Source organism: Streptomyces sp. 17_S59 (genome assembly GCF_056930295.1).
On the sequence record NZ_JBXOWD010000001.1, the window covers coordinates 4,397,491 to 4,423,830 of the forward strand.

A 26,340-nucleotide genomic window follows, 5' to 3' on the forward strand; every position below is an offset into this window, starting at 1 on the left:
GTTCATGGGCGTGCCCCTGACCAAGGGCGGCAATGTGTCGCTGAGCAAGCAGGCACCCGGCCTGACTGCCGTGACGGTCGGGCTGGGCTGGCAGGCCCGCCCCGCCGCGGGCGCCGAGTGCGACTTGGACGCCAGCGCACTGCTGTGCGACCAGGCCGGAAAGGTCCTCTCCGACCAGCACTTCGTCTTCTTCAACAACCTGCGCAGCCCCGACGGCTCCGTCACCCACTCCAAGGGCGGAGGAGCCGACAAGGAACAGCTCAAGGTCGACCTCACCCGGGTCCCCGCCGAGGTGGCGAAGATCGTCTTCCCGGTCTCCCTCTACGAGGCCGAGCAGCGCGGCCAGAACTTCGCCCGCCTGGCGAGCGCGTACGTCCGTGTGGTCAACGACGCCGACGGCACCGAACTGACCCGCTACGACCTCACCCCGGGCGACGGCTCGACCGAGACCGCGATGGTCTTCGGCGAACTGTACCGGCACGGCGCGGAGTGGAAGTTCCGCGCGGTCGGCCAGGGCTACGCCTCGGGGCTGGCGGGCATCGCCACGGACTACGGGGTGGACGTCCTGCGCGAGGCCCCGGCGGCGCCCGCGCCGTCCGCGCCGCGAGTGTCGACCGAGAAGGCGCAACCGCCCGCGCCGTCCACCGCGTCTGCACCGACGGGTGCCGCACCTATGGCCGCACCGGCGGCCGCACCTCAACAACCCACAGGGAGCCCCACCGTGACGTGTTTCTTCGACCCCAACCACGGCCCCGGTATGACGACCGTGCTGTGGTCCCCGCAGTGGGGCGTGCCCCGTCAGGTCCAGACGTGCGGCGGCTGCGCCCAGCGCATCCAGACCACGCTGCCGCCGTACTACACGCCCCAGGCGCAGCAGGGCTACCCGCAGCCGGTGCAGCAGGGTTACCCCCAGCAGCAGGGCTACCCGCAGCAGCCCGTCCAGCAGCAGGGTTACCCCCAGCAGGGTGGCCAGCAGCAGGGCGGCCGCCGCTTCGGCACGGGCGCGCTGATCGGCGCCGGCGCGGCCGGCCTCGTCGGCGGTGCGCTCCTCAACGAGGCGATGAGCGACGACGAGCCGGACGTCATCGTCAACAACTACTACGAGGGCGACGACGAGTACTGAGCCGCTCTGACGCTCTGACGCTCTGACGCACTGACGCGGGAGCCCCCCGGAACGGATCCGTACCGGGGGGCTCCCGCGCGTCTTGTGCCCGGTACGCACCCGACCGGACCGGGCACAGGATGTCGGGTCCGGCAGGGTGGGCCACCCATAGCGTGAGTGATCGAAAGGGAAGGAGGCCCGGGTGCTGGACAGGCTGAACCAGGCCATGGACCACATCGAGTCGCACCTCGACCAGCGGATCGAGGGCGCCGAGCTGGCGCGCATCGCGATGACGTCGGAGTACCACTTCCGGCGGCTGTTCTCGGCGCTGGCCGGGATGCCGCTGTCGGAGTACATCCGGCGCAGGCGGCTGACCGTCGCGGGCGCGGAGGTGCTCGCGGGGGAGCGGACGCTGCTGGACGTGGCGGTGCGCTACGGCTACGCCTCGGGGGAGGCGTTCGCCCGCGCGTTCCGCGCGGTGCACGGCATCGGCCCCGGCGAGGCCAGGCGGACCGGTGCGGCCCTGCACTCACAGCCCCGGATGTCCTTCCGCCTCATCGTCGAAGGGAGCAGCAGTATGCGATACCGGATCGTGGAGAAGGAAGAGTTCCGTGTGGTGGGCAAGAAGGCGCGCGTGCCCCTTGTGCACGTGGGCCTGAACCCGGCGGTCGCGGAGTTCATCCAGGGCATCGACCAGCCGACCCTGCACCGGATAGCGGCCCTGTCCGACCAGGAGCCGAAGGGAATCCTCTCGGTGAGCGACGACATCGCCGACCCGCGCGAGGAGGGCACGGAATACGACTACTACCACGCGGTGGTGACGGGCACCGGGACGTCTGTCCCCGACGACCTGGACGCCCTCACCGTCCCGGCGGGCACGTGGGCGGTCTTCGAGGACTCCGGCCCGTTCCCGCACTCCCTCCAGTACCTGTGGCGGGATGTCTACACCCAGTGGTTCCCGTCCAACCCGTACCACAGCCGCCCGGGCCCGGAGATCCTCCAGGTCGCCCGCCTCTCGGCGGACCGCACGGAGGCGGATGTGGCGCTGTGGATTCCGGTGGAGCGGACTGAGGGCTGAGCGGCCCTTCAACCAGTCGGACGGTGACCGCCGGTCCCCACACAAACTGGGGACCGGCGGTCAAGCCGCCATCCTTGCGGTGAACGGGTCCTCGTCTGCAGGTCCCGACTCCAGGGAGGCACCTACTGCTGCACAACGGCGCCGAACGGTGATCTCGGACTGTACGACGCCGGACATCCGCGAGGGGGCGTCATGAACAGTGCCGAAGGGTTTCCCGAACTCAGCCCTTACTCAGCTACGGAGTGAACCAGGAACCGCGGAGCGTTTTGCCCACATGCCGGGACTATATCTGTGCCCAATGCTGGCCGGGGGTGCCGGCATAGGTCCATTGCTGGGCGCGAGCGCCGTTGCTGTAGCTGGAGTTTTCGATCTCCAGGACCTTACCGCTGTTAGCGTTCTTCCAGATCGTGCCACCGGACCCCTGGAGGGCGGACCAAAGTTGCGTACCGGCGCCGCCGCAGTCCCATTGTTGGACTGGGGCTCCGTCGTCTACTCGGGAATCTGCAACTTCAAGACACTTTCCGCTGTTGTAGTTTCTGATCTCCCAGTATCCATTGTGTAGTTGGTGCAAGTACCAATAAGAACCGCTCTGCCCATTGCAACTCCATTGCTGGGCGCGAGCGCCGTTGCTGTAGCTGGAGTTTTCGATCTCCAGGCATTTGCCGGTTCCGCTGGATATGGTCATGTAGTCGTCTGCGTGGCTCGCAGTCGGTGCTGCGAACGGAATTGCGAGGCTGGCTACGATCGTGACAGTGAGCTTCGTGGCTAACTTCTTCAACTCTTGCTCCTCGTAGGTCAAATGCCGAGACAAGGCTTGAGGGTAAAGGGGCAAGCATGGAGCAAGTAGTCGTTAATCGGCCAAATGTGAACATAAGTCAGTCGATCTGACTCCCCGATGATGCTTGTTGTGAACTCGCCGTCGCCGACCCGGCGGGCGGACGCCAGTCAGAGGCGGTACCCCCTCTGACTGCTGGGAGCAAAGGCTGCCCCATCTGGAAGAGTGTGATGAGTTGATGACAATTCACCGCCGGGAGGCCTGCCATGCTCGTCTTGGGGGCGCCCTGGAGGAATACTGTGCTTCATGGCGCACAACCTTCCATTCCGGCAGAGGGAACGCGGGGACTGTGAAGGTCTCTTAGTCTTGCCGCACCAGCATCGTGGCTGGCGAATTTGGGCCTCAGCGCGACCGGTCCGGTCAAGCTATGTGAAGTGGGCTCAAGCCGCGCTCGCTGTGGGCTTACTGGGCCTGGTCGCCGGATGCGGAATTGAACCTACCAGCGTTGTTGAAGCTGGGGAGCCCGCCAAGGGAGCCAGGCGTCCTGGGGAGCAGCCTACTAATACGCGACTCTTCTTCCTCTTTGAAACTCGGATCGTTCAGACGGATCGCTCCACCAAGGTGAAGCTCGATGCGGAAGGCGCACTGCGTCTTCTGCTGGACGGGCCGGATGAGGCTGAGCGGCAACGCGGACTCCGAACCGTGATACCCGAGATGATCGGATCGCCGACGGTTGCGGCCAGTTCGGGCGAAGTTTATATTGTTCTGCCTCGAGGAACGCCAAGGCTGTCATCCGTAGCGCGAAGTCAGATTGTTTGCACTGCTGCTTCGGCGGTGGCTGTTTCGGCCGGTCATGGATATTCAGAGATCAACGTACGTTTCCCCGGATCCGAGACCGGAGATGTGGCGTTCCGATGTGTTGATACCCCGGCGGTCTTTCAGCCATCGGCATCCCCGGTCCCTGGAACCGGTTGACAGTGGACGGGACCGTCCGCGGAGTTCCGCTGACGGTCCCGTGGTATGTGGTGCTCGATTGACCTTGTCGGTTCGTTCATCACTCGATGGGGGCATCGCTGACCTTGCCCGCGGCTTCGTGCACAAATGCGGTCGAGTGCAGGAACTCGGTCAGGTCGTCGACGGTGAGGCCGCAGTATGCGGCCCGGTGGACTGCCATCAGCAGCAGGTGCGCGGTGATCTGCTGGTTCCACTCGTCGTCGATCCACTCCTGAGGCTTCTCGACTCCGGCGTCGTTGAGCAACACGCCGTTCTTCTCGGCGAGTTCGGCGACGACGCTCGCGATGGCGTGGAACCGGCTCGGCGCCTCACGGTCGCCCGTGACACCGGGGTAGTGGCCTCAGGTCTTGTCCGAGAACTCGAACCCGGCGGGCGGGTCGGCGGCGAGTGAGGCGAAGTAGTCGGGCTTCTTCTTGGGCCAGTTGTCGTGAATCAGAGTCACGTGGTGTGTGGTCACGGGCTGATGGTGTCAGCAGGGTCTGACAATCGGCTGCGGTGTTCGCTTGCCGGGGTGGGCTGTGGCAGGACTCGCCAGATGTTCCGGGCGGTCGCTATGTCAGCGGCGTGGTGGTCCCGGGCCGCCGGCGTGATCTTCTCGGGCAGGCCCGGGGGCCTGAGCGCGCCGTATTCGGTGAAGCGCCGGGTACCGCAGGTGTCGCAGCGCGACTCGCCGGAGTCCGTGTGGGTCCAGCCGGAGGCGTGGGCGCAGCCGGTCACCGGGCGCCGTCTTTCGGGGACTGGTGCGCGTCGTTGAGGTGGCGGCGGTGGGCGATGGTGGCGGTGACGGCTGCCTTTCGCGTGCCGCTGTCCACGGCTTGCCGCTGTGCGGCTTGGAGTTCAGCGCATTCCGCACAGCCGACGGGTGGTTCGGCAGCCCGTCGGCTCAGTACGAACCAGGTCGCCTTCCCGGGGCGGCCGCCCTGAGTGCAGACGCCCCACGCGTCCGCGCTGCCCTCGATCAGCATCAGGCCGCGGCCCGACTCGTCCTCGGGCGAGGCGTGGTGCCAGTTGTTCTCCGGTACGCCCGGTGCGTTGTCGTGGACGAGCACGAGCAGCTGCTCGAGGTTGGTCCACTCGGCGAAGACGGTGACCGGCGCGGTGCAGTCCTCCGCCTGGCAGGCGTTGACGGCATTGGTCACAGCCTCCGAGGTGAGGGTCACGGCGGTGTCGGTCAGTTCGGTGCGCTCGGCCGCGGCGAGCAGGGCGCGTACGACCTCGCGGGTGGTGCGGACCCATACGGGGTGGGGTGGGAAGACGAGGGAGCAGTCTCGTTCAGGGTCGGTTGTCATGACGCGTCTCCTGGGGCAGGCGTCGGGTGCCGGTGGGGGCGGCTGCTTGCGGTGGCGTTGCCCACGCCAACTTTCAGTTGGGCAGGTGCACTTCCGCATTGCCGCGCGCCGGTGAGTTGTGTCGACGGTACGAGCAGGGTTGCGTTCGTTCCAACCGTGTCCCGCTGAGACCGCCCGCAAGAGTGACGTTCGAACGACCCGGTGGACTGGGTTGCGATGAGAGCGACAAACTGCGCGCACATCCACACGGAGGAACGGCATGCCACCGAGAACCAGCCCCAGCGAACGACAGCGTCGACTTGGCGCGGAGTTGAGAAAGCTGCGAACTCGCGCGCGGATGTCCGGTGATGATGTTGCCGCGCTCCTCGACGCGGATCGCTCTCGGGTCAGCCACATCGAGGCCGGGCGCGTCGACGTACCCCGGAACGGGCTGTACAAGTTGCTACGCGCTTACGGCTGCGAGGACGGCCCTCTCCTCGGAGCATTGATGGATATGGCCCACGACCGGGGTAGGGGATGGTGGGACGATTACAAGGGCACGCAGGCGCGCAGGGCTCTCGACCTGGCAGAGGTGGAGTCACGATCCGCCACCATTCGCGCTCATGAGTCATCGGTCATCCCGGGCCTGCTCCAGACGGAGGATTACGCGCGGGCTGTGATCTCAAGCGTCGAGAGTGATCACGGAAGCCTCGACCGATGGGTGAAGTTCCGGATGGAGCGCCAGCGTGTCTTGTCAAGGCTGGAGAGTTATCACGCCGTCATCCCTGAGTCGGCGCTCCGAATGCGAGTCGGGAGCGCGAAGATCATGCGAGAACAGTTGCTGCGGCTTATCGAGACGTCCCGCCTGCCTCACGTCACGCTGCAGATCTTCCCGTTTGAGCAGGGCCCATACTCGACGTTCGTCCGTTCCTTTGTCCTTCTGGGCGGACCAACTCCCGAGTTGGACACCGTGTACCGGGAGCACCCGACCAGCGCCGACTTCATCGGGGATGGAGACAGCCTCGCCTCCTACGCCAGAATGTTTGAGCGACTCGCTTCCTTGGCTCTCGCTCCCATCGACCCTGCGGCTGCCCCTGAGAGCCAGCAGCCCCATGACTCATTGAGTCTGCTCCAGCACGTCCTGTACGAACTGCGATAGGTAGCGACATGTCTCAGATCACATGGCGTAAGTCGTCATACAGCGTCGGGTCGGATGGTGCGTGTCTCGAAGTGGCCCCGGCTCCTGGCAGCCTCATACGCCTCCGCGAGAGCGACGACCCGACCCGGGTCATCACCGTCACCCCCATGACTTGGACCGTGCTCCTCTGCAGCGTTAAAGCAGGGAGCGTGGCGGCTTGTGTGAAGGGCGGTAGGTGTCGGGGTGCCTAAGTGTGCATGGCGGAAGTCTTCGTACAGTGTCGGGCAAGACGGCGACTGCGTGGAGGTGGCTCCCAGCCCTGGCGGGCTGATACGTCTCCGCGAGAGCGACTCACCCACCCAGATCGTCACGGCGACCCCGATCGTCTGGGGCCTCCTCCTCCACACCGTCAAACTGGAAAGGATCACCTTTGAAGGGCGATCTGTCATCGCAAGGGAACCGGGCAAGCGCCCGGCAGTTTGTGCCGGAACGTATCGCCTGACCTGCGCTTCCCCGTAAGGGTGAACGCAATCGGTGGACCTCCGGTGTTCCGATTCGGCATGCTGGGATCGGTGATGTACCGATAGAGGAGACCGCCATGAGCGCACTCACCGTCGACCACGAGCCGGAGCAGGGCTGGGACGACCTTGTCCGGATCTGGGAGGAGACGGACGCACCCGAGGGCTGCAAGGTGGAGATCATTGAAGGGATCATCACCGTGTCGCCCGCGCCCGCCATCGACCACAACGACATCGCGGACATCATCCAGCGCCGTCTGTATCAGGTGATCCCCGAGGACTGGGGCATCTATCAAACGCTCGGCACTGCAGTGCCTTCACGCAGCGGCCTGTATATCCCGGACATTGCCGTGGTTCCCAAGGTCATGCTGCGGGTCGAGTCCGACAACTTTGTTCCGGCAGCCGGCGCCGAGTTGATCGTCGAGATCACTTCGAAGACCAACGCAAACCATGACCGGATCAAGAAGGCAGCCGGTTATGCGCGGGCCATGGTCCCGCTGTACTTGCTCGTCGACAGGTGGGCCCCGGGTGGGCCCACGATCACGCTGTACGGCGAGCCGAAGGATGACGTCTACCGTGTACTGCACGCTGTGAAGTTCGGTGAGGACATCCGATTGCCTGAGCCCTTCGAGACCGTCATCGAAACCGGGAGTTTCCCAGATAACTGACGCGCTGTTCGCGAGTGGCGCGATCACGCGGTCGAGTTAGAGGCCGCTCAACTGGTCGGGTAGCCATGCCACTTCGGTCAGCCGGGGGCCGCGGGAATCGCTCCGCGTGCCAGTGGCACGCCCTCCTCCAAAGCGTAGGCCAACTCTTCTGGAGCGGATCTACTTCGTGATCCGCGAACTGGGGAGGTGGTTGATCGGACGGTGACCGACGATCCCCCAACCTACTGGGGACCGTCGGTCGAATGACCGTTCGTACGGTGCGGGTCCTCATCTGGAATCACGGTCCGGGCGAGGGCCCATTTGTGCATCCGCACGGCTTGGCTCGTCACCGCTGCCTACGGTACCGAATCCGCCGCCCGACTTCAGCCCCCACGGGGCAAGGGCGTGAACGCGGGCAGGTCACCGCTTCCGATAGGCCAGCCGCATGTTCTGTCGCCCGATCCTTTCCTTCCGGATCTCGAACCTGGCGCGGCAGAAGCCCAGCGCCGTCGATCTGCGCCGACTCCGGAGCAGGGGACGCCACAGGAAGAGCACGAGCTGTCCACCCGGGCGGAGCACGCGTTCGGCCTCGGCCAGCGCGGTCCGCACATCGGGCATCTCTTCCAGGCTGTAGCTGTACAGCAGCGCATCGAGGCCGGCGGAAGCGAACGGCAGGGCACAGCCGTCACCTGACACGTATGCCGTGGCGGCTCCGGGGCCGGTGGCCCGGTGCGAGCGGGGGTCGTGAGCGGCAGGATCGAGTGCCACCAGCAGGGAGCCGTCTCCCAGGTGCCTGGCCAGCTCCGCCGTGTAGAAGCCGCCACCGCTGCCGATCTCCGCGCAGATCATGCCCGGGGTGGCCTCGACCCAGCGCACATCCCGGCGTGGGCGGTCGCCCAGGGCCGCCCGGATCAGGCGGCGGCTGATGAACGCGTAGCAACTCACCGGGGTTCTGGGCATGGCTGCGTGCTTCTTCTCCGGAGCCGAGGCGTGGGCTCGCAGATTAACAAGGGCGAACGCCGGATCCCGATCATGCGCTGTGCGGCGTGGCGTCGCAGCATGGCCGCCCGTACGCGCCCCACAGTGCACACCGTGCGCCCTCAACCAATGCCCATATAGGGCAACTTGGTCCCACTGGAGTCGCTAGGCTCGCTTTGCGTGCCAATGGCACGCCCTCCTCCAAGGAAGGACCGGGCCCCGCCGTCGGGGCCCGGCCCGAATCCAAAGGTCGCGGCCAACCGGGATTTTGACCGCCGCTGTGGAGGAGGGCGGGCTATGGCTCGTCACCGCAAGCCCACTCTGGTCGAGCGGATTTACTTTGTGATCCGCGAGCTGGGGAGGTGGCTGATCGGCCGGTGACCGACGATCCCCCGACACACTGGGGACCGGCGGTCGTGTAACCGGCCTGCGGTAGATGGGTCCTCGTCTGGAGTCCCAGCTCCGGCGAGGGCCCTTTTCGGTTGGGATCGACGATCCCCACATACGCTGGGGACCGGCGGTCAGAGCTGTCCATACGGTGTCTGGGCCCTCGTCTGGATGCCGGTCCGGGCGGGGCCCTCTTTCTTGTATCAGCGCCGTACGTTGGTTCCGGTCCGCACGACCCCGGGCACCCCCGAAGAGATACCGCCATCACCGTACCGAATCCGCCGCCCAACTTCAGCCCCACACGGCAAGGGTGTGAACCAAGGGTGTGAACCAAGGGTGTGAACCGAGAGATCGGAGATCCCCGGTGGGATCACCCGCCGCCCCCCACCGCCCGCCGCAGCCCGATCCTGGCCAGTTCCGCCACGGCTTCCGTGCGGGCCCGGAAGCCGTGGGCTCCCACCGGCTCCACCGATGCCAGCGCCCGGGCGGCGTCGCGCAGGCCGATCTCCAGTCGGCCCGCGCTTCCGTCGGCCGCCCGGAAGTCCACAGTTCGCGTCTCGGGCGACCACAGGTCCAGGGTCCGGTCGTGGGTCAGCTCGCGGCGGGCGCGTACCTCCTGCCACTCGCCGCCCAGCAGGGCACGCGCGACGTACGTCAGCCCGGTGGCGTCGGCCTCGGCGCGGCCGCCGGCCAGCAGCACCCGACCGCCCCACGGCTCGTGGTCGACGTGGCCGGCCAGCCGTGCGCCCGGCGACGCGGTGCCGTCGGCCGGGAGCGGCAGCTCGACCGTGACGTCCAGCACCAGCCCGGCACCGCCGACCTCGCCCCGCATCCGTTCCCGGAACCGCACCCCGCGCGGCGCGGCGCGCATCGTCGTGCACGACGGGTCCTTCGCCACGCCCGAGGGGGCCGCGCCGTCCAGGTAGTCCCACGCGTCCCGGTAGCCCATGGCCACCAGGGTGTCCGCCGAGATCCGGCCGGCGAAGAACTCCGGGTCGAGCGGCAGTGGGTACGCCGGTTTGATCACGTGCAGGGTGAACGGACGGTTCGCGGCCTCCGCGGCGGCCAGTTCGGCGAACAGCGCCCCGTTCGCGCTCATTTCGATCATGTGCACGTACTGCTCCAGGGGGCCGTCGCCCCAGTACGGCGAGTTCCCGATGCACCAGATGAGCCACACCTCGTCGGCGCCGCGCCGCAGCGCCTCGCCCACGTTGGCGTCCTGGACCCACACCGCGTCCGTCCACACGTGCCCGTCGCGCCGCAGCGGCGGCATGAACAGCGCCAGCGACATGCCCGCCGCCATCAACTCCAGGTCGACCTCCGTGTTGGGCACGGCCACGCACGTCTTGGTGACGAAGTCGACGACGTTGAACGTGCCCCGCAGCGGAGCGGACCGGATCGCCGCCACGTCGATGCCGAGCGCCGGGAACACCTTGTGCACCACCCCGTCGGCGCTCCCGAGGGCGGGCAGGGACCACGGGCCCCGCAGGTAGTCCGACAGCGGCAGCAGCGAGCTGAAGTCGTGGACGTGCAGCGCGGACCACCGGCGGCCCATCTCCGCCGGATCCTGCCCGGACAGCAGCATGCCGGTGGTCATGATCCCGCCCGAGGTGCCGTCGACGTGGTCGAAGGCGATCCCGCGCTCCCGCAGCGCCCGGACCACACCGGTCTGCCAGGCGACGCGCATCCCGCCGCCGGCCAGCACCAGCGAGCGCTTCACGGCGTCCCCTCGGCGAGCCGTCGCCCCATCCACCAGCAGAGCGCGGCGGTGATCAGGTCGAACGCCGCGACCAGCAGCGCGAGCGGGCCGAAGAGGTCACGGGCGACGGCGGCGGTCACCAGCGCGAAGGCGCCGAACTTCTGGAGCCCCACCCAGAGCAGCAGGTACGGCGGTGGCGCGGGGGACAGCAGCCCCTGGACGAGCAGCCCGCCGATCACCACCATGAACATGCCGACGGTCGCGAACAGATGCCTGTCCGTCGCGGCCGATTCCGCCGACAGCAGGTCCAGCTCGGGCCCCGGCGCGACCAGCTGGCACGCGCCGGACAGCACCGTCACCCCTCCGATGAGCACGAGCACCAGGCGGAGCGGGTCGCCCGTGACCCGGGCCGGCAGCACGCTCACGGGAGCGCCCCCAGCAGGTCGGCCCTGCCGACGATGTACCAGACGATCGCCACCCAGGTCACCGTCGAGCCGACGAACCGGATGTCGTTCAGCCGCATCCAGCGCAGCAGCAAGGGCGTGAGCCCGGCGGCGCCGTCGAACTCCCCGCCCCGGATCTTCTTGTTGACGGGGATGATGAGCCGCTGGCCGACCCAGGTGAGCAGGGTGATGCCGGCCAGGCAGACCGCCGCCAGTACGACGTACCAGCTGCCCCACTCGCTCCACACCAGCACGATCCCGGTCAGGAACATCGGCGGCACGACGAACGTGAAGAACTTGGTCGCCAGCAGCGTCGGCACGCCGAAGTGGGCGTAGACGTTCTCCGGGGTCAGGGACCGCCAGGTGGGATAGAGGAAGAACCGGAGCACCCACATGGTGCCCATGTACATCGTCGCGCCGAACAGGAAGTACAGCGCGTTCACCAGCAGCAGGATCTCCTTCACGGCCGTGCCCCGTTCACGGCCGCGCCCCGGCATCCGTGCGGGGCGGGTCCAGCCACGTCTCCGACAGGCCGAGCCCGACGACGCTCGTCAGCGGCTCGCCGAAGGTCTGCCCGGGCTCTGGGCTGGTGAGGAACCAGGACTCGAAGTGGTCGTCGAGGACGCCCCGGGTCGACGGCAGGTAGCAGGTGAACAGCGGGGCGGCGGCGATGTCCAGGCCGTGCAGCGCGGCGACCTGCGGCGCGTCGCCGACGACGAGACGGGCCCGGGCCCGCTTGCCCAGTGCGACGTCGGCGGCGCCCTCGAAGTAGACGAAGGATTTCATCAGCATGCCCCGGAAGGCGCAGTAGTTGGCCGCCGTCACCCGCAGGGGCAGCGCCGTCGCGGGCGGGCGCTCCATCTCGATGAGCATCCCCAGGCGGCCGTCGGTCCGGTACTCGCTCGACACGGTCGAGCCGGTGATCCGGAAGTCGAGGTTGGCCTGGTGTTTGGGCATCCCCCAGATGCCCTTGCCGCCCTTCACCGAGACCTCGCTGCTGACCGGCAGGTCCACGACGTACTGGCCGGTGCCGAACGCGCCGCGCAGCAGCCCCGGCAGCAGCGGCGGCGCGGGCCGGGGCCCGTGGGTGCAGGCGAGGGCGATGGAGAACTCGATGTAGCGGCCGATGTCGGTGCGCATGTAGTCGACCACGGTGATCAGGAGCATTCCGCGGCCGCCCGGGAGGGCCATCGGGTGCACTTCGCCGCCGGGCAGCAGCCGGGCCGCCGCCGCGCGGTCGACCGTGAACGCGGCCATCAGGCACGGGGTGTCGGACGAGTCGACCGGCATCTCGAAGGGGATGCCGTCGACCAGCGCGTACCGTCCCGCGAGCCGCCGCTGCCTGCGCGGGTACGGGGACGGCACGGCCGACAGCGCCAGCCGGGCGAGGGACAGGAACGGCGTCATCGGGCCAGCTCCTTCAGGATCAGCGGGTAGGTGTCGGCCGCGGCGCGGCGGCCGAGGAAGACGTCGAGGTGGCCGTAGCCGGGCAGCACGTACAGGCTGTCGCGGCCGGGGCGGTGGTGCCGCAGGAAGTCGAAGGTGCGCCGCTGGCTGTCGGCCAGGAAGCACAGGTTGTCCTCGCCGGCGAGGAGCACGAACCGGGCGTCGGTCTGCGGCGCCTGCGCGACGAAGGACCGCGGCAGACTCCCGATGTCCTCCGTCCGCACCAGGTGACCGGCCTGGATGCACCGGTTCATCTGCGCGAAGAACGTCATCGGGACGTCGGCGAACTCGCCGCGGATCCAGTCGTGCGTGGCCTCGTCGAGGTTCGCGTGGGACCACAGGGCGGGCCGGCCGCTGCCGTAGGTGAAACTGACCATCCGGCACACCGAGTTCCGGCACTCCGGATGCGTCGCCCGCACCGACTGGACCAGCAGCCTGGACAGCAGGCCCTCCGGCCGGTCTCCCCAAGCCGGCGAGAGGTACGGCAGCGCGCGGCTGATGACCGGCGCCAGGTAGCGGATCTTGAAGGTCGAGAAGCGGGGGACGACGGGGTGCAGCGACACCGCGTTGCTGACCACGGTGTCCACCTCGGGGAGCAGCCCGGCCGCCATCGCCATCATGAACGACGTCGAGCCCTGGCAGTGCACGACCGCCTTGAGCCGGTCCGCGCCCGTGGCCGACAGCACGTGGGCCACCGCCGCGGGATGGTCGTACGCCGCCGCCTGGTCCAGCGTCCAGGGCACCGGGTCGAGGTCGATCGAGGCCCGCCAGTTGAGCAGCCACACGTCCCAGCCGTCGTCGATCAGGGCGTCGACGAACGTACGGGGCAGCGGCGGCCGGAACAGCTCGGCCCGCACCCCGGCGCCGTGCACGACGAGGACCGGGCCGCGGGTGGGGGCGTGGCGCCCCCGCACGCGCACCAGCGTCAGCGGCGTGCCGTCCAGCGCGGTCAGCGGCCGGACCTCGGTGACGTGGTCGCGGCGGGTCGTGGGACGGCTCGGTGTGCCGGTCATGGTGACCGCACCTCCCGGGCGATGACGACAGGGTCCTCGATCAGCCGTACGGCCGGCGGCCGTACGGGCACCGGGCGCTTCCCGCCGGCCGGGTCGTCCCGCAGCTCCCAGTCGCGGCAGACGCCGTCGAGCGTCAGCGGGTGGACGGTGAGGGCGCCGTCCGGTGCGATGTGCAGCCGGAGGAACCCCTTGTGCTCCTCGATCGACTGGCCCGACATCTGCCATTCGACGACGGTGCCGCGGCGGGCCGAGAGCACCCACAGCGCGAAGGCCTCGGACCCCACGGCCGCACCCACCGCACCGGCGGTGCACAGGCATACCGCCAGCACGGCCCACCCGGGCCAGGAGGCCGGGAACGGCAGCGCCACGGTGCCGGCCAGGGCCGCCAGCGCGACCACCAGCTGGAGCAGCACGGCGACGGCCGGGTGGGACGGTGGCGCGTGCCCGCGCCGCCGGACCAGCCGGTCGGCCCGGCCCAGTACGAGCAGGACCACCATGGCGGCCAGGCTCAGGCCCACGAAGCGGCCGAGGTCGCAGGCAGAGGCGTCGCGCACGGCGTCGACGGGCCGGTGCCCGTCGACGGCCAGCGCGAACAGGAAGCTCACCACGAGGAACAGCACGACGTGCAGGCCCGCGGCCAGCCTGGCGAACCCCGGGTTGCGCCGGGGCAGCCAGTACGGCGACCACGGCAGTGCGAGGCGCCGGGCGATGCGGCGGGACTCCGCGGCACCGGGGCAGGTCGCCGGTGCGCGGGAGAAGACGGACGGCGTGCCGTCCCTGTCCCGCAGCCGCGCGCCGGGAGGCGGCAGCGTCAGCGTGCGCGGCAGCCGGTGCGTCGCCGCCAGGTACGCGCCGCCCGTCCCGCACGTCACCATCTGGCGCCGCCGCGGGTCCGGCGGCAGGTCGCCGGAGCCCGGCGGGTCCTCGGGCAGCCGCTCGGCGTAGCGGGCGTAGTGGTGCTTGTCGCCGCTCAGCCACAGCCGGACCGACGCGTGCGTCGGCACCCGCTCCCCGGTCCCCGGATCGATGCGGGTCCGGATGAAATTGCGGTCGAACCAGTGCAGCGAGTCGAAGGCGTCGGCGTCCTTCTCGGCGCTCTTCACCCAGCTGGGCTCGGCGGCGCAGACGATCACGCCGTCGCCCGGCCGCAGGTTCGCCGACAGGTGGGTCTCGAAGTAGTGCAGCTGGGGACCGTCGAAGTACGACCCGAGCTGGCTGTCCAGCCCGACGAGCCACCAGCGCTGCGGCAGCCGCACGGCGAAGTAGCTCCGGGTCTGCCGGGTCCGCCAGCCGCCGATGGGCCGCTGCTGGGCGAAGACCCGCAGGAACGCGGTGAGGCCGTCGTACCAGTCGTGGTTGCCCGGCAGCGCGACCATGAGCGGCTGGCCGTCCGCCGCCGGCAGGGCGGCGCGGTACGGCCCCTTCATCCGGTCCTCGTACCCCGTCGCCGAGGCCACCGGGTACACCTCGTCGCCGCCGAGGACGAGCAACGAGCCGCGGGGCAGCGGCGGTTGTGTCGATCCCGGGTGGTCGGCGGTGACGCTCTCCGCGGCCAGGGCCCAGGCCACCGAGGCGGTCGCGTCGAAGCCGTCGCCGAGGTCGGCGACGTAGTCGAGCCACATCTGCTGCGCACCGGGCTCGCTGAGCGGCGCCTCCAGGAGGTCCGCGGCGAGCGCGCCCTGGATCTCCCTCTTGTCCGAGTAACCGGCGAAGACGCCGGCCAGCACGACCTTGACCGCCGTACGGGCCAGCTGGCCCGGCGCCAGCCACCGCACCGGGTCCTGCGGGACGAAGCCCAGGTCCCGGGCGTGCTCGCGCAGTTCGCGGACGTTCATGCCGGTTCACCGGACCTCATGAGACGCGGGCCGTAGACGGCCCACAGCTCGCCGAGGAACAGCCGCCCGAAGCGCTCCAGCGCCCGCACGGGATGCGGGCCCACGACGCGGAACGTGGTCAGCTGCCGGATGAAGTCCCCGACCAGGATGACGATGATCCCTGCGCCGAGCACCGGTGCGGCGTCGTCGCCGTCCGGCGTCACGTGCCCGGCCAGCAGGCGGACGTAGAGCGTCGAGGTGTCGTGCCACAGGTCGGTGCCGGGGTCGTCGTGGACGTCCTTGTGCCCGACGAGCGTGAGCGGGTTGCCGCCCGGGTCCCGCAGGTGCAGCCGGTAGAGCATCCGGCGCCGGGCCGGGTCGGTGCCGCGGGTGAACAGGTTGAACCAGCCCCGCTCGACCGGCAGCCGGCCGCCGAGGAGGTCGCAGTCGACGTGGCCGACGGCGGCGGCCTCGTGGGCCGGGTCGGCGACGAAGCGGTCCACGTCGGCGGCGGTGATCGTGAGCCGGAAGCTCAGCCGCTGGTGCCGCGAGCGCCCGAGTGCGTGCCCCTCCTCGGGGTCGGTGGCGCCGAGGGCGGCGTACCCCTTCATCTCCTCGGTGAAGGAGAGGCTGGTCGGCGCGCTCCCGGCGGGTGCGGTGTCCGGTGTGGCGCCCGGCGTGGTCTCCGGTACGGGCGCGCCGGCTGCGGACCGCCGCCCGGCGGGCTCCTCGAGGATCCGGTCGCAGGCGCGGTCGGCGACCGCGGCGATCGTCAGCGACGGGTTAGCGCCCACCGGCCCGGGCAGCACCGAGCCGTCGAGCACGTGCAGCCCCGGGAAGCCGAAGACCTCGCCGAAGGAGTCGCAGACGCCCTCCGCGGGGTGACGGCCCATCGGGGCGCCGCCAAGCGGATGCACGGTGATCACCCTCCGCGACCACCACAGCGGGTTGTCGTGGAACTCCGCGCCGAGCGCCTCGGCCACGTCGCGCATGGCCGACCGGACGCGCTCGAAGTAGCCGCGCGACGTCAGCGTGGTCCAGTCGACGTCGAGGTAGCCGTGGCGCAGGCGCATCCGCCCGTCCGGCACGTCGCGCCCCATGCCGAGCAGCGCCAGCGACGACTCCGAGAACGTGCCCGGCCCCAGCAGCAGGGCCAGTTGGCCGCTGATGTCGCTCTGCGGGCTCAGACCGAGGCGTGAGCGCAGCCGGTGCAGGCCGAACGCCACGGCGCGGGGGATGGCGCCGGGCATCTGTGTCGTCTCGGCGAGCCAGTCGACGAACGCCGGGTTGCCCGCGTCCTCGATGTAGAAGCCGCGCCCCGACGAGCCGTCCCCGTCGGCCTCGTCGCCGACGCGGACGGCACTGGTGATCACCGGGCCGGTGCTGCCGTCCAGCCTGCGCGGCTCGCGCCGGACGCTGCCCGCGGTCGCCCCGACGAGCAGCCCCAGCAGGTCTCCGTTGCCGCAGAACCGGGTTCCCAGGGCGCCGCTGATGCCGGGCAGCGCCGCCCGGTTGCGCAGCAGCAGGTACGTCGAACCGAACGTGCCGGCCGCCAGCACCAGGCGGTCGCAGACGATCCGCCGCACCGGGAGTCGGCCGGTCGCGGTCGGCCGGCCCTCGCGGGCCGGGTCGTGGACGACGTAGCGGACCTCGTAGCCGCCGCCGGGCAGCGGCGCGAAGCCGCGCACTTCGCAGCGCGTGCGGATGTCGGCGCCGTGGTGCTGCGCCGCCGAGAGGTAGGTGTGGTCGAGGGTGTTCTTGGCGCCGAAGTTGCAGCCGACGTCGCACTCGCCGCACAACCGGCAGGTGCTGCGCGGCAGTCCGTGGATGTTGCCGTACTCGGGCTCCGGGAGCTGCGCCCCTGGGACCGGTTCCCCGCCGGGCTCCGGCGCGAACGTGACGGCGAGGGGCGGCCGCGAGATGTGCAGGCCGAGCCGCTCCGCGGCCTCGTGCATGGCGACCGTCTTCGGCGTGTCGGTGTAGGGGTACGGCGTGCCGCCGAGCATCCGTTCGACGCGGTCGTAGTGGGGGTCGAGGTCGGCGCGGCCGACCGGCCAGTTCTCGTAACCGCCGCCGGGCAGCGGCGATTCGTGCACGAACCACCGCTCGTCCTTGCGCAGCAGGACGTTCGCGTAGATCAGCGAACCGCCGCCCAGACCGCTGGAGACGATTCCCTCCAGGCCACGGAACGACCACACGTCGAACAGCCCGTGCATGCCCTCGCTGGGGTCCCAGAAGTTACGGGCCATGCCGGCCGGGCTGCGCGGGAAGCCGCCGGGAGGGTACGGCTTGCCCCGCTCCAGCACCACCACGGACCGGCCGCCCTCGGCGAGACGGCAGGCGGCCACCGAACCCCCGAACCCCGAGCCGACGACGACGGCATCGACGACGTCGACGCCGGGGCGGCCTCGGGGCCGCGGGGCCGTCATCGACGCTTCCCTTGCGGGCCCATAGGAACATGCTGGGTCTTATGGTGCATACCGGCAAACGCGCCGGGTCGGTGCGCGAAGGGCTCGCCCCACCGGGACAGGTTTGATTCCCCCACCCCGCCCCTTCCCGTAACCCGGGGGCTCTGCCCCCGGACCCCCGGTCCTCAATCGCCGGACGGGCTGGAAATCCAGCCCGTCCGGCGTTTGAGGCTGCGCTCTATTTGCGGCTCCGCCGCGTGGCGCGCGCAGCGCGGTCCCGGGGTCTGGGGCGCAGCCCCAGTTTCGGGAAGGGGCGGGGTGGGGGAATCAAACCCTCCCGCGTCAGCGCCGGGCCGCCACGACCAGCCGCTGCCGGACCATCGCCTGCCGCGTCGCGTACAGCGTGATCGACGCCGCGCCCACCATCGCCAGCAGGCCCAGCACCACCGTGCCGTCCCAGCCCGCCGCACGGAAGGCGAGGGCGCCCAGCGTGCCGCCCACCGAGCTGCCGATGTAGTACGCCGTCTGGTAGAGCGCCGAGGCCTGGGCGCGGCCCGTCCTCGCGGTGTGGCTGACCGAGGAGGACGCCACCGCGTGACCCGCGAAGAAGCCCGCCGTGATCAGGATCAGGCCCGCCAGCACCGTGCCCAGCGACGACGCCAGGGTCAGCAGCAGACCCGTCGTGGTCGTGCCCACCGCCAGGTACAGCGCACCGCGGCGGCCCATGCGGCCCACGAGCCTCCCGGCCGCCGCCGACGAGACCGTACCCACCAGGTAGACCAGGAAGATCGAGCCGACGACACCCTGGGGGAGGGAGAACGGGGCGGCGGCCAGGCGGTAGCCGATGACCGTGTAGACCGCGCCGAAGACGGTCATGAAGAGTGCGCCGATCAGGTACAGGCGGCGCAGCAGCGGGTCGGAGAGGTGGCCGGCCACCGTGCGGCCCAGCGAGCGGGCCGAGACGGCCGCCGGGGCGAAGTGCCGGGCCTTCGGGATCAGCACCCGGAAGGCCACGGCGCAGACGACCGCCAGGGCGCCCACCGCGGCGAGCCCCGCCCGCCAGCCCCACGCCTGGGCCACCCAGCCGGCGAGGATCCGGCCGGTCATGCCGCCGATGGCGTTGCCCGCCACGAACAGGCCGATCGCGCCCACCAGAGCCTTCGGACGGACCTCCTCCGCCAGATACGCCATCGCCGACGCCGGGACCCCGGCCAGGGCGACGCCCTGCACCGTGCGCAGTGCGACCAGCCAGCCGAGACCCGGGGCGAACGGCACCAGCAGGGCCACCAGCGCGGCCACGCACAGCGCCGTGGTCATCGTCGCGCGCCGCCCGAAGCGCTCGGAGAAGGCGCTGAGCGGGACCACCGCGAGGGCCAGGCCGCCCGTCGCGGCCGAGACCGTCCAACTGGCCTGATCGGCCGTCACACCGAGGCCGTCGGAGATCGCCGGGAGGAGGGCCTGCGTGGAGTAGAGGAGGGCGAAGGTGGCGACACCGGCCGCGAAGAGCGCGAAGCTCATCCGGCGATAGCCGGGCCCGCCGGGGACCAGCCGGGTGTCATCGGTAGCGGTGGCGTTCTGAAGGGACGACGGGGCAGAGGCATCCGACCGCATGACGACGGTGGATGCCCCGGTATCGGCAGGAGGCATGCATCAAACGTATGCACGACGCATTTGATGCGTCCAATGCACAGAATGGCCATAATCCATTCCGTGGAGCATGAACGCAGGTCAGGGGCGCCTCTGTCACCAACTGGCCACAGAGGTGTTACGCAAGACTTTGATACGACGGCAACGGCCGAGCTGGCCGCCGACTCCTGGGCGGCCACGCTCACACCGCGCCTCGCGCAGTTCACCGCCGTCGCCCGGCACGAGCACGTGACCCGGGCCGCGCAGCAGCTCGGTATGCCGCAGTCCACGCTCAGCCGGTCGATGGCCCGCCTGGAACACGACCTGGGCGTCGACCTCTTCGCCCGCCACGGGCGCACCGTCTCCCTCACCGCGGCCGGGCGCGCGTTCCTCGCCACCGTCGAGCGCGCCCTCGCGGAGGTCGAGCGCGCCGCCGAGTCCGTACGGGCCGATGCCGACCCCGCCACCGGGAAGGTCGCCTTCGGCTTCCTGCACACGATGGGCTCGGAGACGGTACCCGAGTTGATAAGGGCGTTCCGGACCGATCACCCGCGGGTGCGCTTCCAGCTCGTGCAGAACTACGGCGAGGCGATGATCGAGCGGCTGCGCAGCGGGGATCTGGACCTGTGCCTGACGTCGCCCGTGCCGGACGCGCCGGACCTCGTCGCGCGGCGGCTGGACGAGCAGAAGCTGCGGCTCGTGGTGCCGGACGACCATCCGCTGGCCGCGCGGAAGCGGATCCGGCTGGCGGAGGCGGCGGCGGAGCTGTTCGTGACGCTGGAGCCGGGGTACGGGCTGCGGAAGATCACGGATGCGCTGTGCGCGGAGGCGGGGTTCACGCCGAAGGTGGCGTTCGAAGGGGAGGACCCGGAGACGCTGCGGGGGCTGGTCGCGGCGGGGCTCGGGGTCGGGCTGCTGCCGCCGCCGGCGGTGCCGCGGCCGGGAGTCGTGGAGTTGACGGTCACGGCGCCGCGGGCGGTGCGGGAGATCGGGGTTGCCTGGCTGGACGGGCATCCCGATACCCCGCCGGTGGCGGCCTTCAAGCGGTTTCTGCTGTCGCGGAGGGGGCAGTTGCTGCTGCACCGCTAGGCACGTCTCAGTGCTGCAGCGACTCCCCGAACCCCGACGCCAGCGGCATCCGCAACCCCAGCGGCGGTGGGGCCGCCAGGGCGTCGGCCACCGGGCGGGCGTAGGGGTGGCCGAAGAGCGAGCCGAGGACGAAGTCCGTGGCCAGGGCCAGGACTTCGGGGCGGTGCTGGCGCAGGGCGTGGCCGTCGGAGTGGACCTCGAAGCGGCAGATGTCGCGGTTCACCTTCTTGGCCCGCTCTGCGAGGCGGTAGGAGAGGTCGGGGTCCGTGCGCTCGTCGTTGGTGCCGTGCACCAGCAGGACCCGGCGCCCCACGAGCTGGCGCACGGGGTCCGGGTCGAGGACGGCCTCCGGCTCCGGCAGCCAGGGGGCGATCGCCAGCACCGCCGTGACCGCCGGATGCCCGGCGGCCAGCAGCGCGGCGCGCGCGCCCATGCCCGTACCCACCAGGCACACCGGTACGTCGCCGTAGCGCCGCACCATCTCGTCCGCCGCCCAGCGCGCGTCCTGCACGGGATCGGCGGCGGGGCCGTTCCAGCCGCGGTGCCGCCAGCGGACGAGGTGGGTGGCCAGGCCCTCGGACTCGCCCGCCTTCGTCAGCCGGCGGGCCAGCGGCCGCTGCGCCGCCACCGTGAAGGACGAGGGGCGGCGGGTTCCGGTGGCGCTGCCGCCGGGCAGCAGCAGGGCCACCGCGTGCACGGCCCTCCCGGAGTGCCCGGCGCCCAGTGCTCTGCCGAGCCGGGGGGCCGTCCCGGACGCGCTCGACGTGCCTGCCGGACCTTCTGGATCTCGCTGCGGCAACGCTTGCTGCACCATGGCAGACAACGATGGCAGAAGGACGGGTGGTGTCCACCCCGCCGATGGGTCACCGTTCCGTATCGTTCGCCGACATCTACGCGCGTAGGGGCTAGAGTGCGGAAATGACGAGCGAGACCTTCTCCCAGGGGACCGCCCAGACGGCGTCCCTTCCCACTCCGGAGCAGATCCGGCGCGCGCCCAAGGTGCTGCTCCACGACCACCTCGACGGCGGTCTGCGCCCCGGCACCGTCGTCGACCTCGCCGCCGCGATCGGCTACGACAAGCTTCCCGAGACCGACCCGGACAAGCTGGGCATCTGGTTCCGCGAGGCCGCCGACTCCGGCTCGCTGGAGCGCTACCTCGAGACGTTCGCGCACACCTGCGCCGTGATGCAGACCCGCGAGGCGCTGGTCCGCGTGGCCGCCGAGTGCGCCGAGGACCTGGCCGCGGACGGCGTCGTCTACGCGGAGGTGCGCTACGCCCCCGAGCAGCACCTGGAGGCGGGGCTCACCCTCGAAGAGGTCGTCGAGGCCGTGAACGAGGGCTTCCGCGAGGGCGAGCGCCTGGCCCGCGCCAACGGTCACCGCATCCGCGTCGGCGCCATGCTGACCGCCATGCGGCACGCGGCCCGTGCGCTGGAGATCGCCGAACTGGCCAACCGCTACCGGGACTCCGGCGTCATCGGCTTCGACATCGCGGGCGCCGAGGCGGGCTTCCCTCCCACCCGCCACCTGGACGCGTTCGAGTACCTCAAGCGCGAGAACAACCACTTCACGATCCACGCGGGCGAGGCCTTCGGCCTGCCGTCGATCTGGCAGGCCCTGCAGTGGTGCGGCGCCGACCGTCTGGGCCACGGTGTGCGCATCATCGACGACATCGAGGTCGCGGAGGACGGCACGGTCAAGCTCGGCCGGCTGGCCTCCTATGTGCGGGACAAGCGCATTCCGCTGGAGATGTGCCCGACGTCCAATCTCCAGACGGCCGCGGCGAATTCATACGAAGAGCACCCGATCGGACTTCTCCGCAGGCTGCACTTCCGCCTCACGGTGAATACCGATAATCGGCTCATGAGCGGTACCAGCATGAGCCTGGAATTCGAGCACCTGGTCAAGGCGTTCGGCTACACGCTGGACGACATGCAGTGGTTCACCGTCAACGCCATGAAGTCGGCCTTCATCCCATTCGATGAACGTCTGGCCATGATCAATGACGTGATCAAGCCGGGCTACGCGGAGCTGAAGTCCGAGTGGCTGTTCCGTCAGACGGCGACGGAAACCGCCTGACCAGCAATTCCCTTTCCGGGTGCCCGGAGGGCGGCCGGTGGTGCATACAGCGAATGCGGCCGGGACTTCAAGTCCCGGCCGCTTCGTATTCGTGTCATTGATTGCGGGCCCGCCGGACTCGTGGCTAGGTTGCGGGGACGCCCGGCATTTCCTGCCGTTCCCCCGTCACGAGGACAGATCGCAGATGAAGCAGGCAACCATCAAGGCTCTAGGTGCCGTGGCCTTCGGCGCCGCGCTCGCCGCCGGCGCCGCCGGCACGGCGTCGGCCGGCACGCTCGAAGGGGTCACCACCACCGCCACCGGTGCGACGAAGGGACTCCCCATCGAGCAGGTGGCCCCGGTGGCCCCGGCCGGCGGGCCGGTGCTCGTGGCCGGCAACAGGCTGATCCGCTCCGGAGTGCTCGAGCAGTCGGCCAAAGCGCTGGACATCGCCCTGGCGCCCAGCCTCCCCACCGAGAAGCTGACCAACGCCGCCGACGCCGCCACCGGCAAGCGGGCCGCCGCCCCCGCCGACAACAAGGGCAACGCGGGCCTGCTCGGCGGTCTGCCCACCAAGGCCATCGCCCCCAACGGGATCTCCCTGCCCGGCCTCGGCACCCCGAACAACATGCGCTGACGCCACTGGACAGCGCGTCGGTACGGGACAGAGCGACGCGGCGGCCGCGCACCCCCGAACGGGGTGCGCGGCCGCCGCGTGCACGCAGGTCACCAGGCGGTGGCGGCGCCGCCCTTCTCCGAGGGCAGCAGGATCCACAGCGCGAGGTAGAGGAGGAACTGCGGGCCGGGCAGCAGGCAGGAGAGCAGGAAGATCACCCGCATAGTGGTGCGGGAGATGCCGAACCGCTCGGCCAGGCCCGCGCAGACGCCGGCGATCATCCTGTGGTTGCGGGGGCGGACCAGCGGAGCGGACATGGCGGCGACTCCTTGTCGTCAGTGTCGTGTAGTCATCGGTCGGTCATCGGTGCGGGAACGTTTCCCGACGACTCCAACGCTACGGTCGCCGCCCTGGGCAAAACGTCACTCTACGGTGCGATCCCGACCCTGGGGATCGTCGGGGTCAGACCCCGATCCGGCTCCTCCCGGCGTAGGGGTGCGGTAGGGCGCCCGTCCATCCTGCGACGTAGCCGGGCCCGCACCGCGGGTACCACCGCGAGGTGCGCGAGCGTCACGCCCGTGACGTTGAGCAGCAGCGTGTCCACGTCCAGGACCTGCCCCACCACACCGCTCTGCACCACCTGGAGGGCCAGCGAGAGCATGGCCCCGGTGAAGACCGTCCGCGCCAGCGAGCCCAGGGCGGACGCGCCGATCCGCCCGCCCGCCCACGGCAGCAGCACCCCCAGCGGGGCGAAGGACAGCACCCCCGACCCGATGGCGCGCGCCGCCGCCCAGGGACCGAGGGCGAGGTCCGCGCGGATCGTGGCCAGCGGCTCCGGGCGCGCGGCGGTCACCCACGGTGCCGTCAGCGGCCGCAGGGCGAGCCAGCCGATCACCAGGAGGTGGGCGGCCAGGAGGACACAGCCCGCCACGCGGTAGCGGTATCGGAGGGCGGGCGTACCGCCGAAGCCATGACGCTGCACGCCCCCCATGACGCGACGCGCGGGGCGCGCGGTTCCGCAGCCGCGTACGGAGAGTCAGCACCCCGCGCCGGGACGCGCCCAAAGGGGTCGCTAGGTCCCGTGCACCCGCTCCGGATGGGTGCGTGTCTCATCGGTGCAGGTGAACTCGCGGGGCTTGTCGTCGCCCGGCCCGCCCAGCACCACCGTGCTCCGGCCGTCGGCCGCGGCCGTGTCCGCGAACGTGCACACGAGCTGCGCCAAGGCGAGCGGAGCCAGCTCCTCCGGCTTGCTGTCCAGCCGCAGGGTGCCCGCGGGATCGCCCTGGTGCGGGCCCTCGACGGCCAGCCGGTTCGGCACGTCCGTGGAGAACCCGGCCTCGTCCTCCGCGACCGAGGGCTGCCGCTTCAGCTCGTCGAGCAGCGCCCGGGCCACCGCCACCGCGTCGTTGCCCTCCGGCAGCGCGACCTGCCGGCTCACCGGGAGCAACTGCGAGGCGCACAGCAGCTGGACGGACACGGCGGTACCGGCCGGCGCCGCCGTGCCCTGCGGCGCCGGGCGCACCACACAGGTGGCCCGGGAGGGCGCGCTCCCGGCGTCGACGGGCACCGCGGTGCCCCGGATGCCGCACCCGGCGAGCAGGACGCCGCCCGCGGCCAGGCCGACGGCGGTGCACAGGAAGGCGACGGGTCTCACGACGCACCGCCTTCCGGGGCCGTGCCGTTGGCGGGCGCAGCACCCTCGTCCGCGATGCCGGAGGCGTCGCGCGGCAGCGTCAGCGTGAAGACGGCCCCGCCCTCGGGGGAGTTGGCGGCCGTGATCTCGCCCCCGTGGATGTGGGCGTTCTCCAGCGCGATGGACAGGCCCAGCCCGCTGCCCTCGGAGCGCGGGCGCGAGGCGCTCGCCTTGTAGAAGCGGTCGAAGACGTGCGGCAGCACGTCCTCGGGGATGCCGGGCCCGTGGTCCCGTACCGCGATCACCAGCGTGTCGTCCGTCAACCGCACCGACACCCGCACCGGCGAACCGCCGTGCTTGAGGGCGTTCCCGATGAGGTTGGCCAGGATGACGTCGAGCCGGCGCGGATCCAGCCGCGCCATGATGCCGCGCTCGGCGTCCAGTTCCACGGCGTCCAGCCAGGCCCGCGCGTCGATGCACGCCGTGATCTGGTCGGCGATGTCCACGTCGTCCAGCACCAGCCGGGCCGTGCCCGCGTCGAAGCGGGTGACCTCCATCAGGTTCTCCACCAGGTCGTTCAGGCGACGGGTCTCGCTCACCACGAGCTGCACCGCGGGCGCGATCATCGGGTCGAGGGAATCCGCCTCGTCCTCCAGCACCTCGGTCACCGCGGTGATGGCCGTCAGCGGGGTCCGCAGCTCGTGCGACATGTCGGCGACGAAGCGCCGGCTCGCCGCCTCCCGGGAGCTGAGGTCCTCCACCCGCTTCTGGAGGGACTCCGCGGTCCTGTTGAAGGTGCGCGACAGGTCGGCCAGCTCGTCCGTGCCCGACACCGTCAGCCGCGTGTCCAGCTTGCCCTCGCCGAGCCGCCGCGCCGCATCGCCGAGCCGCTGCACCGGCCGCAGCACCGTGGAGGCGGCGGCCTGGGCGAGCAGCGCGGAACCGATCAGCGCGAGGCCCGTGGCGATCCCCAGCGACCAGGCCAGGGAGTTGAGGTCGGCCCGCTCGTTCTCCAGGGACTTCAGCAGGTAGCCGGTCGGCCCGCCGCCGATCACCTTTGCGCCGCCGACCAGGTACGGCTTGCCGCCGAGCGTGATCCGCTGCCAGTACAGGTGGTACGGGTACGGGTTGGACTCGTCGACCTTCCGCTCCCGGTTGACGGCGGTGACCAGCGTCTTCGGCACCACGCGCAGCGTGAACAGATCGCGGTCCGAGGGCGCGGCGCAGTCGCCCCCGCCCTTGACCGTGCCGATCAGCAGCACCTCGTACTTCTGCGAGGTGGCCGCCATCCGGTCCGCGGCCTCCTGGAGCTCGGGGCAGGTCGGGGGCAGCGGCAGCGAACCGGTGTTGTCCTGGAGGGACTTGCGGAAGTCGTCCAGGGCGGCGTTCTGGGTACGGGTCAGCACGGCGTCCCGGTTGAGCCAGTAGGCGATCCCGGACGCCGACACGGCGGCGGCCAGCGCCACCAGCGCGAACACCAGCATCAGCCGCAGCCGCAGACTGATCCACCGCATGCTGGGCTTCAGCACGTTCCGCACCACCGCCCAGCCCCGCTCCCGGCCGGGCTCTTCTGTCACTCTGTGCTCTCAG

27 protein-coding genes are annotated in these 26,340 nt (G+C 70.5%); 9 read left to right on the top strand and 18 right to left on the bottom strand.

What is annotated here, in order from left to right; all coding sequences use genetic code 11:
- The first annotated feature begins 4 nt into the window (after positions 1-4).
- Both AC1Z4A_RS19915 and AC1Z4A_RS19920 read left to right on the top strand, forming a co-directional pair.
- Positions 5-1,123: a TerD family protein gene (locus AC1Z4A_RS19915; RefSeq protein ID WP_483680651.1), complete on the top strand. Its 1,119-nt coding sequence runs from the start codon at positions 5-7 to the stop codon at positions 1,121-1,123.
- 181 nt (positions 1,124-1,304) lie between these two features.
- Complete coding sequence (locus tag AC1Z4A_RS19920; protein WP_483680653.1) at positions 1,305-2,180, top strand: AraC family transcriptional regulator; 876 nt, start codon at positions 1,305-1,307, stop codon at positions 2,178-2,180.
- Positions 2,181-2,463: 283 nt separating this feature from the next.
- On the opposite strand, the gene AC1Z4A_RS19925 is transcribed toward AC1Z4A_RS19920, so the two are convergent.
- The 4 genes from AC1Z4A_RS19925 to AC1Z4A_RS19940 form a co-directional block, all read right to left on the bottom strand.
- Entirely contained in the window at positions 2,464-2,958 is a 495-nt protein-coding gene (locus tag AC1Z4A_RS19925; protein ID WP_483680654.1) for an RICIN domain-containing protein, read from the bottom strand.
- A gap of 1,051 nt (positions 2,959-4,009) precedes the next feature.
- Positions 4,010-4,216, bottom strand: a complete 207-nt coding sequence (locus tag AC1Z4A_RS19930; protein WP_483680655.1) for a hypothetical protein — start codon at positions 4,214-4,216, stop codon at positions 4,010-4,012.
- A 206-nt stretch (positions 4,217-4,422) separates the two neighbouring features.
- A complete protein-coding gene (locus AC1Z4A_RS19935) occupies positions 4,423-4,686 on the bottom strand; it encodes a DUF6255 family natural product biosynthesis protein (protein ID WP_483680656.1) in 264 nt (87 codons plus the stop codon).
- The gene (locus tag AC1Z4A_RS19940; protein ID WP_483680657.1) at positions 4,683-5,258 is read right to left on the bottom strand and encodes an ATP-binding protein; all 576 of its coding nucleotides are present in this window, start codon (positions 5,256-5,258) and stop codon (positions 4,683-4,685) included. The genes AC1Z4A_RS19935 and AC1Z4A_RS19940 overlap by 4 nt, the downstream gene beginning before the upstream one ends.
- Positions 5,259-5,517: 259 nt before the next feature.
- Between AC1Z4A_RS19940 and AC1Z4A_RS19945 the strand changes: the two genes are divergently transcribed.
- The 4 genes from AC1Z4A_RS19945 to AC1Z4A_RS19960 all read left to right on the top strand — a co-directional run bounded on the left by AC1Z4A_RS19945 (position 5,518) and on the right by AC1Z4A_RS19960 (position 7,561).
- Complete coding sequence (locus AC1Z4A_RS19945) at positions 5,518-6,396, top strand: helix-turn-helix domain-containing protein (RefSeq protein WP_483680658.1); 879 nt, start codon at positions 5,518-5,520, stop codon at positions 6,394-6,396.
- A gap of 8 nt (positions 6,397-6,404) precedes the next feature.
- Entirely contained in the window at positions 6,405-6,626 is a 222-nt protein-coding gene (locus tag AC1Z4A_RS19950) for a DUF397 domain-containing protein (protein WP_483680659.1), read from the top strand.
- Positions 6,619-6,894: a DUF397 domain-containing protein gene (locus AC1Z4A_RS19955; RefSeq protein WP_483680661.1), complete on the top strand. Its 276-nt coding sequence runs from the start codon at positions 6,619-6,621 to the stop codon at positions 6,892-6,894. Before AC1Z4A_RS19950 ends, AC1Z4A_RS19955 begins: the two co-directional genes overlap by 8 nt.
- A gap of 79 nt (positions 6,895-6,973) precedes the next feature.
- Positions 6,974-7,561 carry a Uma2 family endonuclease gene (locus tag AC1Z4A_RS19960; protein WP_483680662.1) on the top strand — a complete coding sequence of 196 codons (588 nt, stop codon included), beginning with the start codon at positions 6,974-6,976 and terminating at the stop codon, positions 7,559-7,561.
- A gap of 399 nt (positions 7,562-7,960) precedes the next feature.
- On the opposite strand, the gene AC1Z4A_RS19965 is transcribed toward AC1Z4A_RS19960, so the two are convergent.
- The 9 genes from AC1Z4A_RS19965 to AC1Z4A_RS20005 form a co-directional block, all read right to left on the bottom strand.
- Positions 7,961-8,500 carry a class I SAM-dependent methyltransferase gene (locus AC1Z4A_RS19965; protein WP_483680664.1) on the bottom strand — a complete coding sequence of 180 codons (540 nt, stop codon included), beginning with the start codon at positions 8,498-8,500 and terminating at the stop codon, positions 7,961-7,963.
- A gap of 775 nt (positions 8,501-9,275) precedes the next feature.
- Positions 9,276-10,625: a patatin-like phospholipase family protein gene (locus AC1Z4A_RS19970; RefSeq protein ID WP_483680665.1), complete on the bottom strand. Its 1,350-nt coding sequence runs from the start codon at positions 10,623-10,625 to the stop codon at positions 9,276-9,278.
- Positions 10,622-11,029: a hypothetical protein gene (locus AC1Z4A_RS19975; RefSeq protein WP_483680667.1), complete on the bottom strand. Its 408-nt coding sequence runs from the start codon at positions 11,027-11,029 to the stop codon at positions 10,622-10,624. The genes AC1Z4A_RS19970 and AC1Z4A_RS19975 overlap by 4 nt, the downstream gene beginning before the upstream one ends.
- Complete coding sequence (locus tag AC1Z4A_RS19980) at positions 11,026-11,511, bottom strand: hypothetical protein (protein WP_483680669.1); 486 nt, start codon at positions 11,509-11,511, stop codon at positions 11,026-11,028. The genes AC1Z4A_RS19975 and AC1Z4A_RS19980 overlap by 4 nt, the downstream gene beginning before the upstream one ends.
- A 13-nt stretch (positions 11,512-11,524) precedes the next feature.
- Complete coding sequence (locus tag AC1Z4A_RS19985) at positions 11,525-12,454, bottom strand: acetoacetate decarboxylase family protein (protein WP_483680671.1); 930 nt, start codon at positions 12,452-12,454, stop codon at positions 11,525-11,527.
- Complete coding sequence (locus AC1Z4A_RS19990) at positions 12,451-13,506, bottom strand: alpha/beta fold hydrolase (protein ID WP_483680673.1); 1,056 nt, start codon at positions 13,504-13,506, stop codon at positions 12,451-12,453. Before AC1Z4A_RS19990 ends, AC1Z4A_RS19985 begins: the two co-directional genes overlap by 4 nt.
- Positions 13,503-15,341 (bottom strand): hypothetical protein, encoded by a 1,839-nt coding sequence (locus AC1Z4A_RS19995; RefSeq protein WP_483680675.1) that lies wholly within the window; start codon positions 15,339-15,341, stop codon positions 13,503-13,505. The genes AC1Z4A_RS19990 and AC1Z4A_RS19995 overlap by 4 nt, the downstream gene beginning before the upstream one ends.
- Positions 15,338-17,749 (bottom strand): GMC oxidoreductase, encoded by a 2,412-nt coding sequence (locus tag AC1Z4A_RS20000; protein WP_483680677.1) that lies wholly within the window; start codon positions 17,747-17,749, stop codon positions 15,338-15,340. Before AC1Z4A_RS20000 ends, AC1Z4A_RS19995 begins: the two co-directional genes overlap by 4 nt.
- A gap of 321 nt (positions 17,750-18,070) precedes the next feature.
- Positions 18,071-19,375, bottom strand: coding sequence for an MFS transporter (locus AC1Z4A_RS20005; protein ID WP_483680679.1), 1,305 nt, complete (start codon positions 19,373-19,375; stop codon positions 18,071-18,073).
- A 45-nt stretch (positions 19,376-19,420) separates the two neighbouring features.
- On the opposite strand from AC1Z4A_RS20005, the gene AC1Z4A_RS20010 reads away from it, so the two are divergent.
- Positions 19,421-20,443, top strand: a complete 1,023-nt coding sequence (locus AC1Z4A_RS20010) for a LysR family transcriptional regulator (protein WP_483680681.1) — start codon at positions 19,421-19,423, stop codon at positions 20,441-20,443.
- A gap of 7 nt (positions 20,444-20,450) precedes the next feature.
- Here AC1Z4A_RS20010 and AC1Z4A_RS20015 read toward each other — a convergent pair whose 3' ends face one another.
- Complete coding sequence (locus tag AC1Z4A_RS20015) at positions 20,451-21,257, bottom strand: alpha/beta hydrolase (RefSeq protein ID WP_483680683.1); 807 nt, start codon at positions 21,255-21,257, stop codon at positions 20,451-20,453.
- A 104-nt stretch (positions 21,258-21,361) separates the two neighbouring features.
- Between AC1Z4A_RS20015 and AC1Z4A_RS20020 the strand changes: the two genes are divergently transcribed.
- Both AC1Z4A_RS20020 and AC1Z4A_RS20025 read left to right on the top strand, forming a co-directional pair.
- Positions 21,362-22,522, top strand: coding sequence for an adenosine deaminase (locus AC1Z4A_RS20020; RefSeq protein WP_483680684.1), 1,161 nt, complete (start codon positions 21,362-21,364; stop codon positions 22,520-22,522).
- Between the two features lie 184 nt (positions 22,523-22,706).
- Positions 22,707-23,138: a hypothetical protein gene (locus tag AC1Z4A_RS20025; protein ID WP_483680686.1), complete on the top strand. Its 432-nt coding sequence runs from the start codon at positions 22,707-22,709 to the stop codon at positions 23,136-23,138.
- An 89-nt stretch (positions 23,139-23,227) separates the two neighbouring features.
- Here AC1Z4A_RS20025 and AC1Z4A_RS20030 read toward each other — a convergent pair whose 3' ends face one another.
- From AC1Z4A_RS20030 to AC1Z4A_RS20045, 4 genes are all read right to left on the bottom strand, one after another.
- Positions 23,228-23,434: a PspC domain-containing protein gene (locus AC1Z4A_RS20030; RefSeq protein ID WP_483680688.1), complete on the bottom strand. Its 207-nt coding sequence runs from the start codon at positions 23,432-23,434 to the stop codon at positions 23,228-23,230.
- A 110-nt stretch (positions 23,435-23,544) separates the two neighbouring features.
- Entirely contained in the window at positions 23,545-24,099 is a 555-nt protein-coding gene (locus tag AC1Z4A_RS20035; protein WP_483680690.1) for a VanZ family protein, read from the bottom strand.
- A 90-nt stretch (positions 24,100-24,189) separates the two neighbouring features.
- Positions 24,190-24,771 (bottom strand): hypothetical protein, encoded by a 582-nt coding sequence (locus AC1Z4A_RS20040; RefSeq protein WP_483680692.1) that lies wholly within the window; start codon positions 24,769-24,771, stop codon positions 24,190-24,192.
- On the bottom strand, positions 24,768-26,264 hold the full coding sequence (locus tag AC1Z4A_RS20045; RefSeq protein ID WP_483683653.1) for an ATP-binding protein: 1,497 nt from the start codon (positions 26,262-26,264) through the stop codon (positions 24,768-24,770). The genes AC1Z4A_RS20040 and AC1Z4A_RS20045 overlap by 4 nt, the downstream gene beginning before the upstream one ends.
- Positions 26,265-26,340: the final 76 nt, after the last annotated feature.

Bases quoted from the DNA above. Each gene is read 5' to 3' on its own strand.
- AC1Z4A_RS20030 (WP_483680688.1), bottom strand. From the start codon at position 23,434: ATGTCCGCTCCGCTGGTCCGCCCCCGCAACCACAGGATGATCGCCGGC.
- AC1Z4A_RS20000 (WP_483680677.1), bottom strand. From the start codon at position 17,749: ATGACGGCCCCGCGGCCCCGAGGCCGCCCCGGCGTCGACGTCGTCGAT.
- AC1Z4A_RS19945 (WP_483680658.1), top strand. From the start codon at position 5,518: ATGCCACCGAGAACCAGCCCCAGCGAACGACAGCGTCGACTTGGCGCG.
- AC1Z4A_RS19965 (WP_483680664.1), bottom strand. From the start codon at position 8,500: ATGCCCAGAACCCCGGTGAGTTGCTACGCGTTCATCAGCCGCCGCCTG.
- AC1Z4A_RS19990 (WP_483680673.1), bottom strand. From the start codon at position 13,506: ATGACCGGCACACCGAGCCGTCCCACGACCCGCCGCGACCACGTCACC.
- AC1Z4A_RS20005 (WP_483680679.1), bottom strand. From the start codon at position 19,375: ATGCCTCCTGCCGATACCGGGGCATCCACCGTCGTCATGCGGTCGGAT.
- AC1Z4A_RS19995 (WP_483680675.1), bottom strand. From the start codon at position 15,341: ATGAACGTCCGCGAACTGCGCGAGCACGCCCGGGACCTGGGCTTCGTC.
- AC1Z4A_RS20045 (WP_483683653.1), bottom strand. From the start codon at position 26,264: ATGCGGTGGATCAGTCTGCGGCTGCGGCTGATGCTGGTGTTCGCGCTG.
- AC1Z4A_RS20025 (WP_483680686.1), top strand. From the start codon at position 22,707: ATGAAGCAGGCAACCATCAAGGCTCTAGGTGCCGTGGCCTTCGGCGCC.
- AC1Z4A_RS19940 (WP_483680657.1), bottom strand. From the start codon at position 5,258: ATGACAACCGACCCTGAACGAGACTGCTCCCTCGTCTTCCCACCCCAC.
- AC1Z4A_RS19960 (WP_483680662.1), top strand. From the start codon at position 6,974: ATGAGCGCACTCACCGTCGACCACGAGCCGGAGCAGGGCTGGGACGAC.
- AC1Z4A_RS20010 (WP_483680681.1), top strand. From the start codon at position 19,421: ATGGCCATAATCCATTCCGTGGAGCATGAACGCAGGTCAGGGGCGCCT.
- AC1Z4A_RS20020 (WP_483680684.1), top strand. From the start codon at position 21,362: ATGACGAGCGAGACCTTCTCCCAGGGGACCGCCCAGACGGCGTCCCTT.
- AC1Z4A_RS19950 (WP_483680659.1), top strand. From the start codon at position 6,405: ATGTCTCAGATCACATGGCGTAAGTCGTCATACAGCGTCGGGTCGGAT.
- AC1Z4A_RS20015 (WP_483680683.1), bottom strand. From the start codon at position 21,257: ATGGTGCAGCAAGCGTTGCCGCAGCGAGATCCAGAAGGTCCGGCAGGC.
- AC1Z4A_RS19985 (WP_483680671.1), bottom strand. From the start codon at position 12,454: ATGACGCCGTTCCTGTCCCTCGCCCGGCTGGCGCTGTCGGCCGTGCCG.
- AC1Z4A_RS19915 (WP_483680651.1), top strand. From the start codon at position 5: ATGGGCGTGCCCCTGACCAAGGGCGGCAATGTGTCGCTGAGCAAGCAG.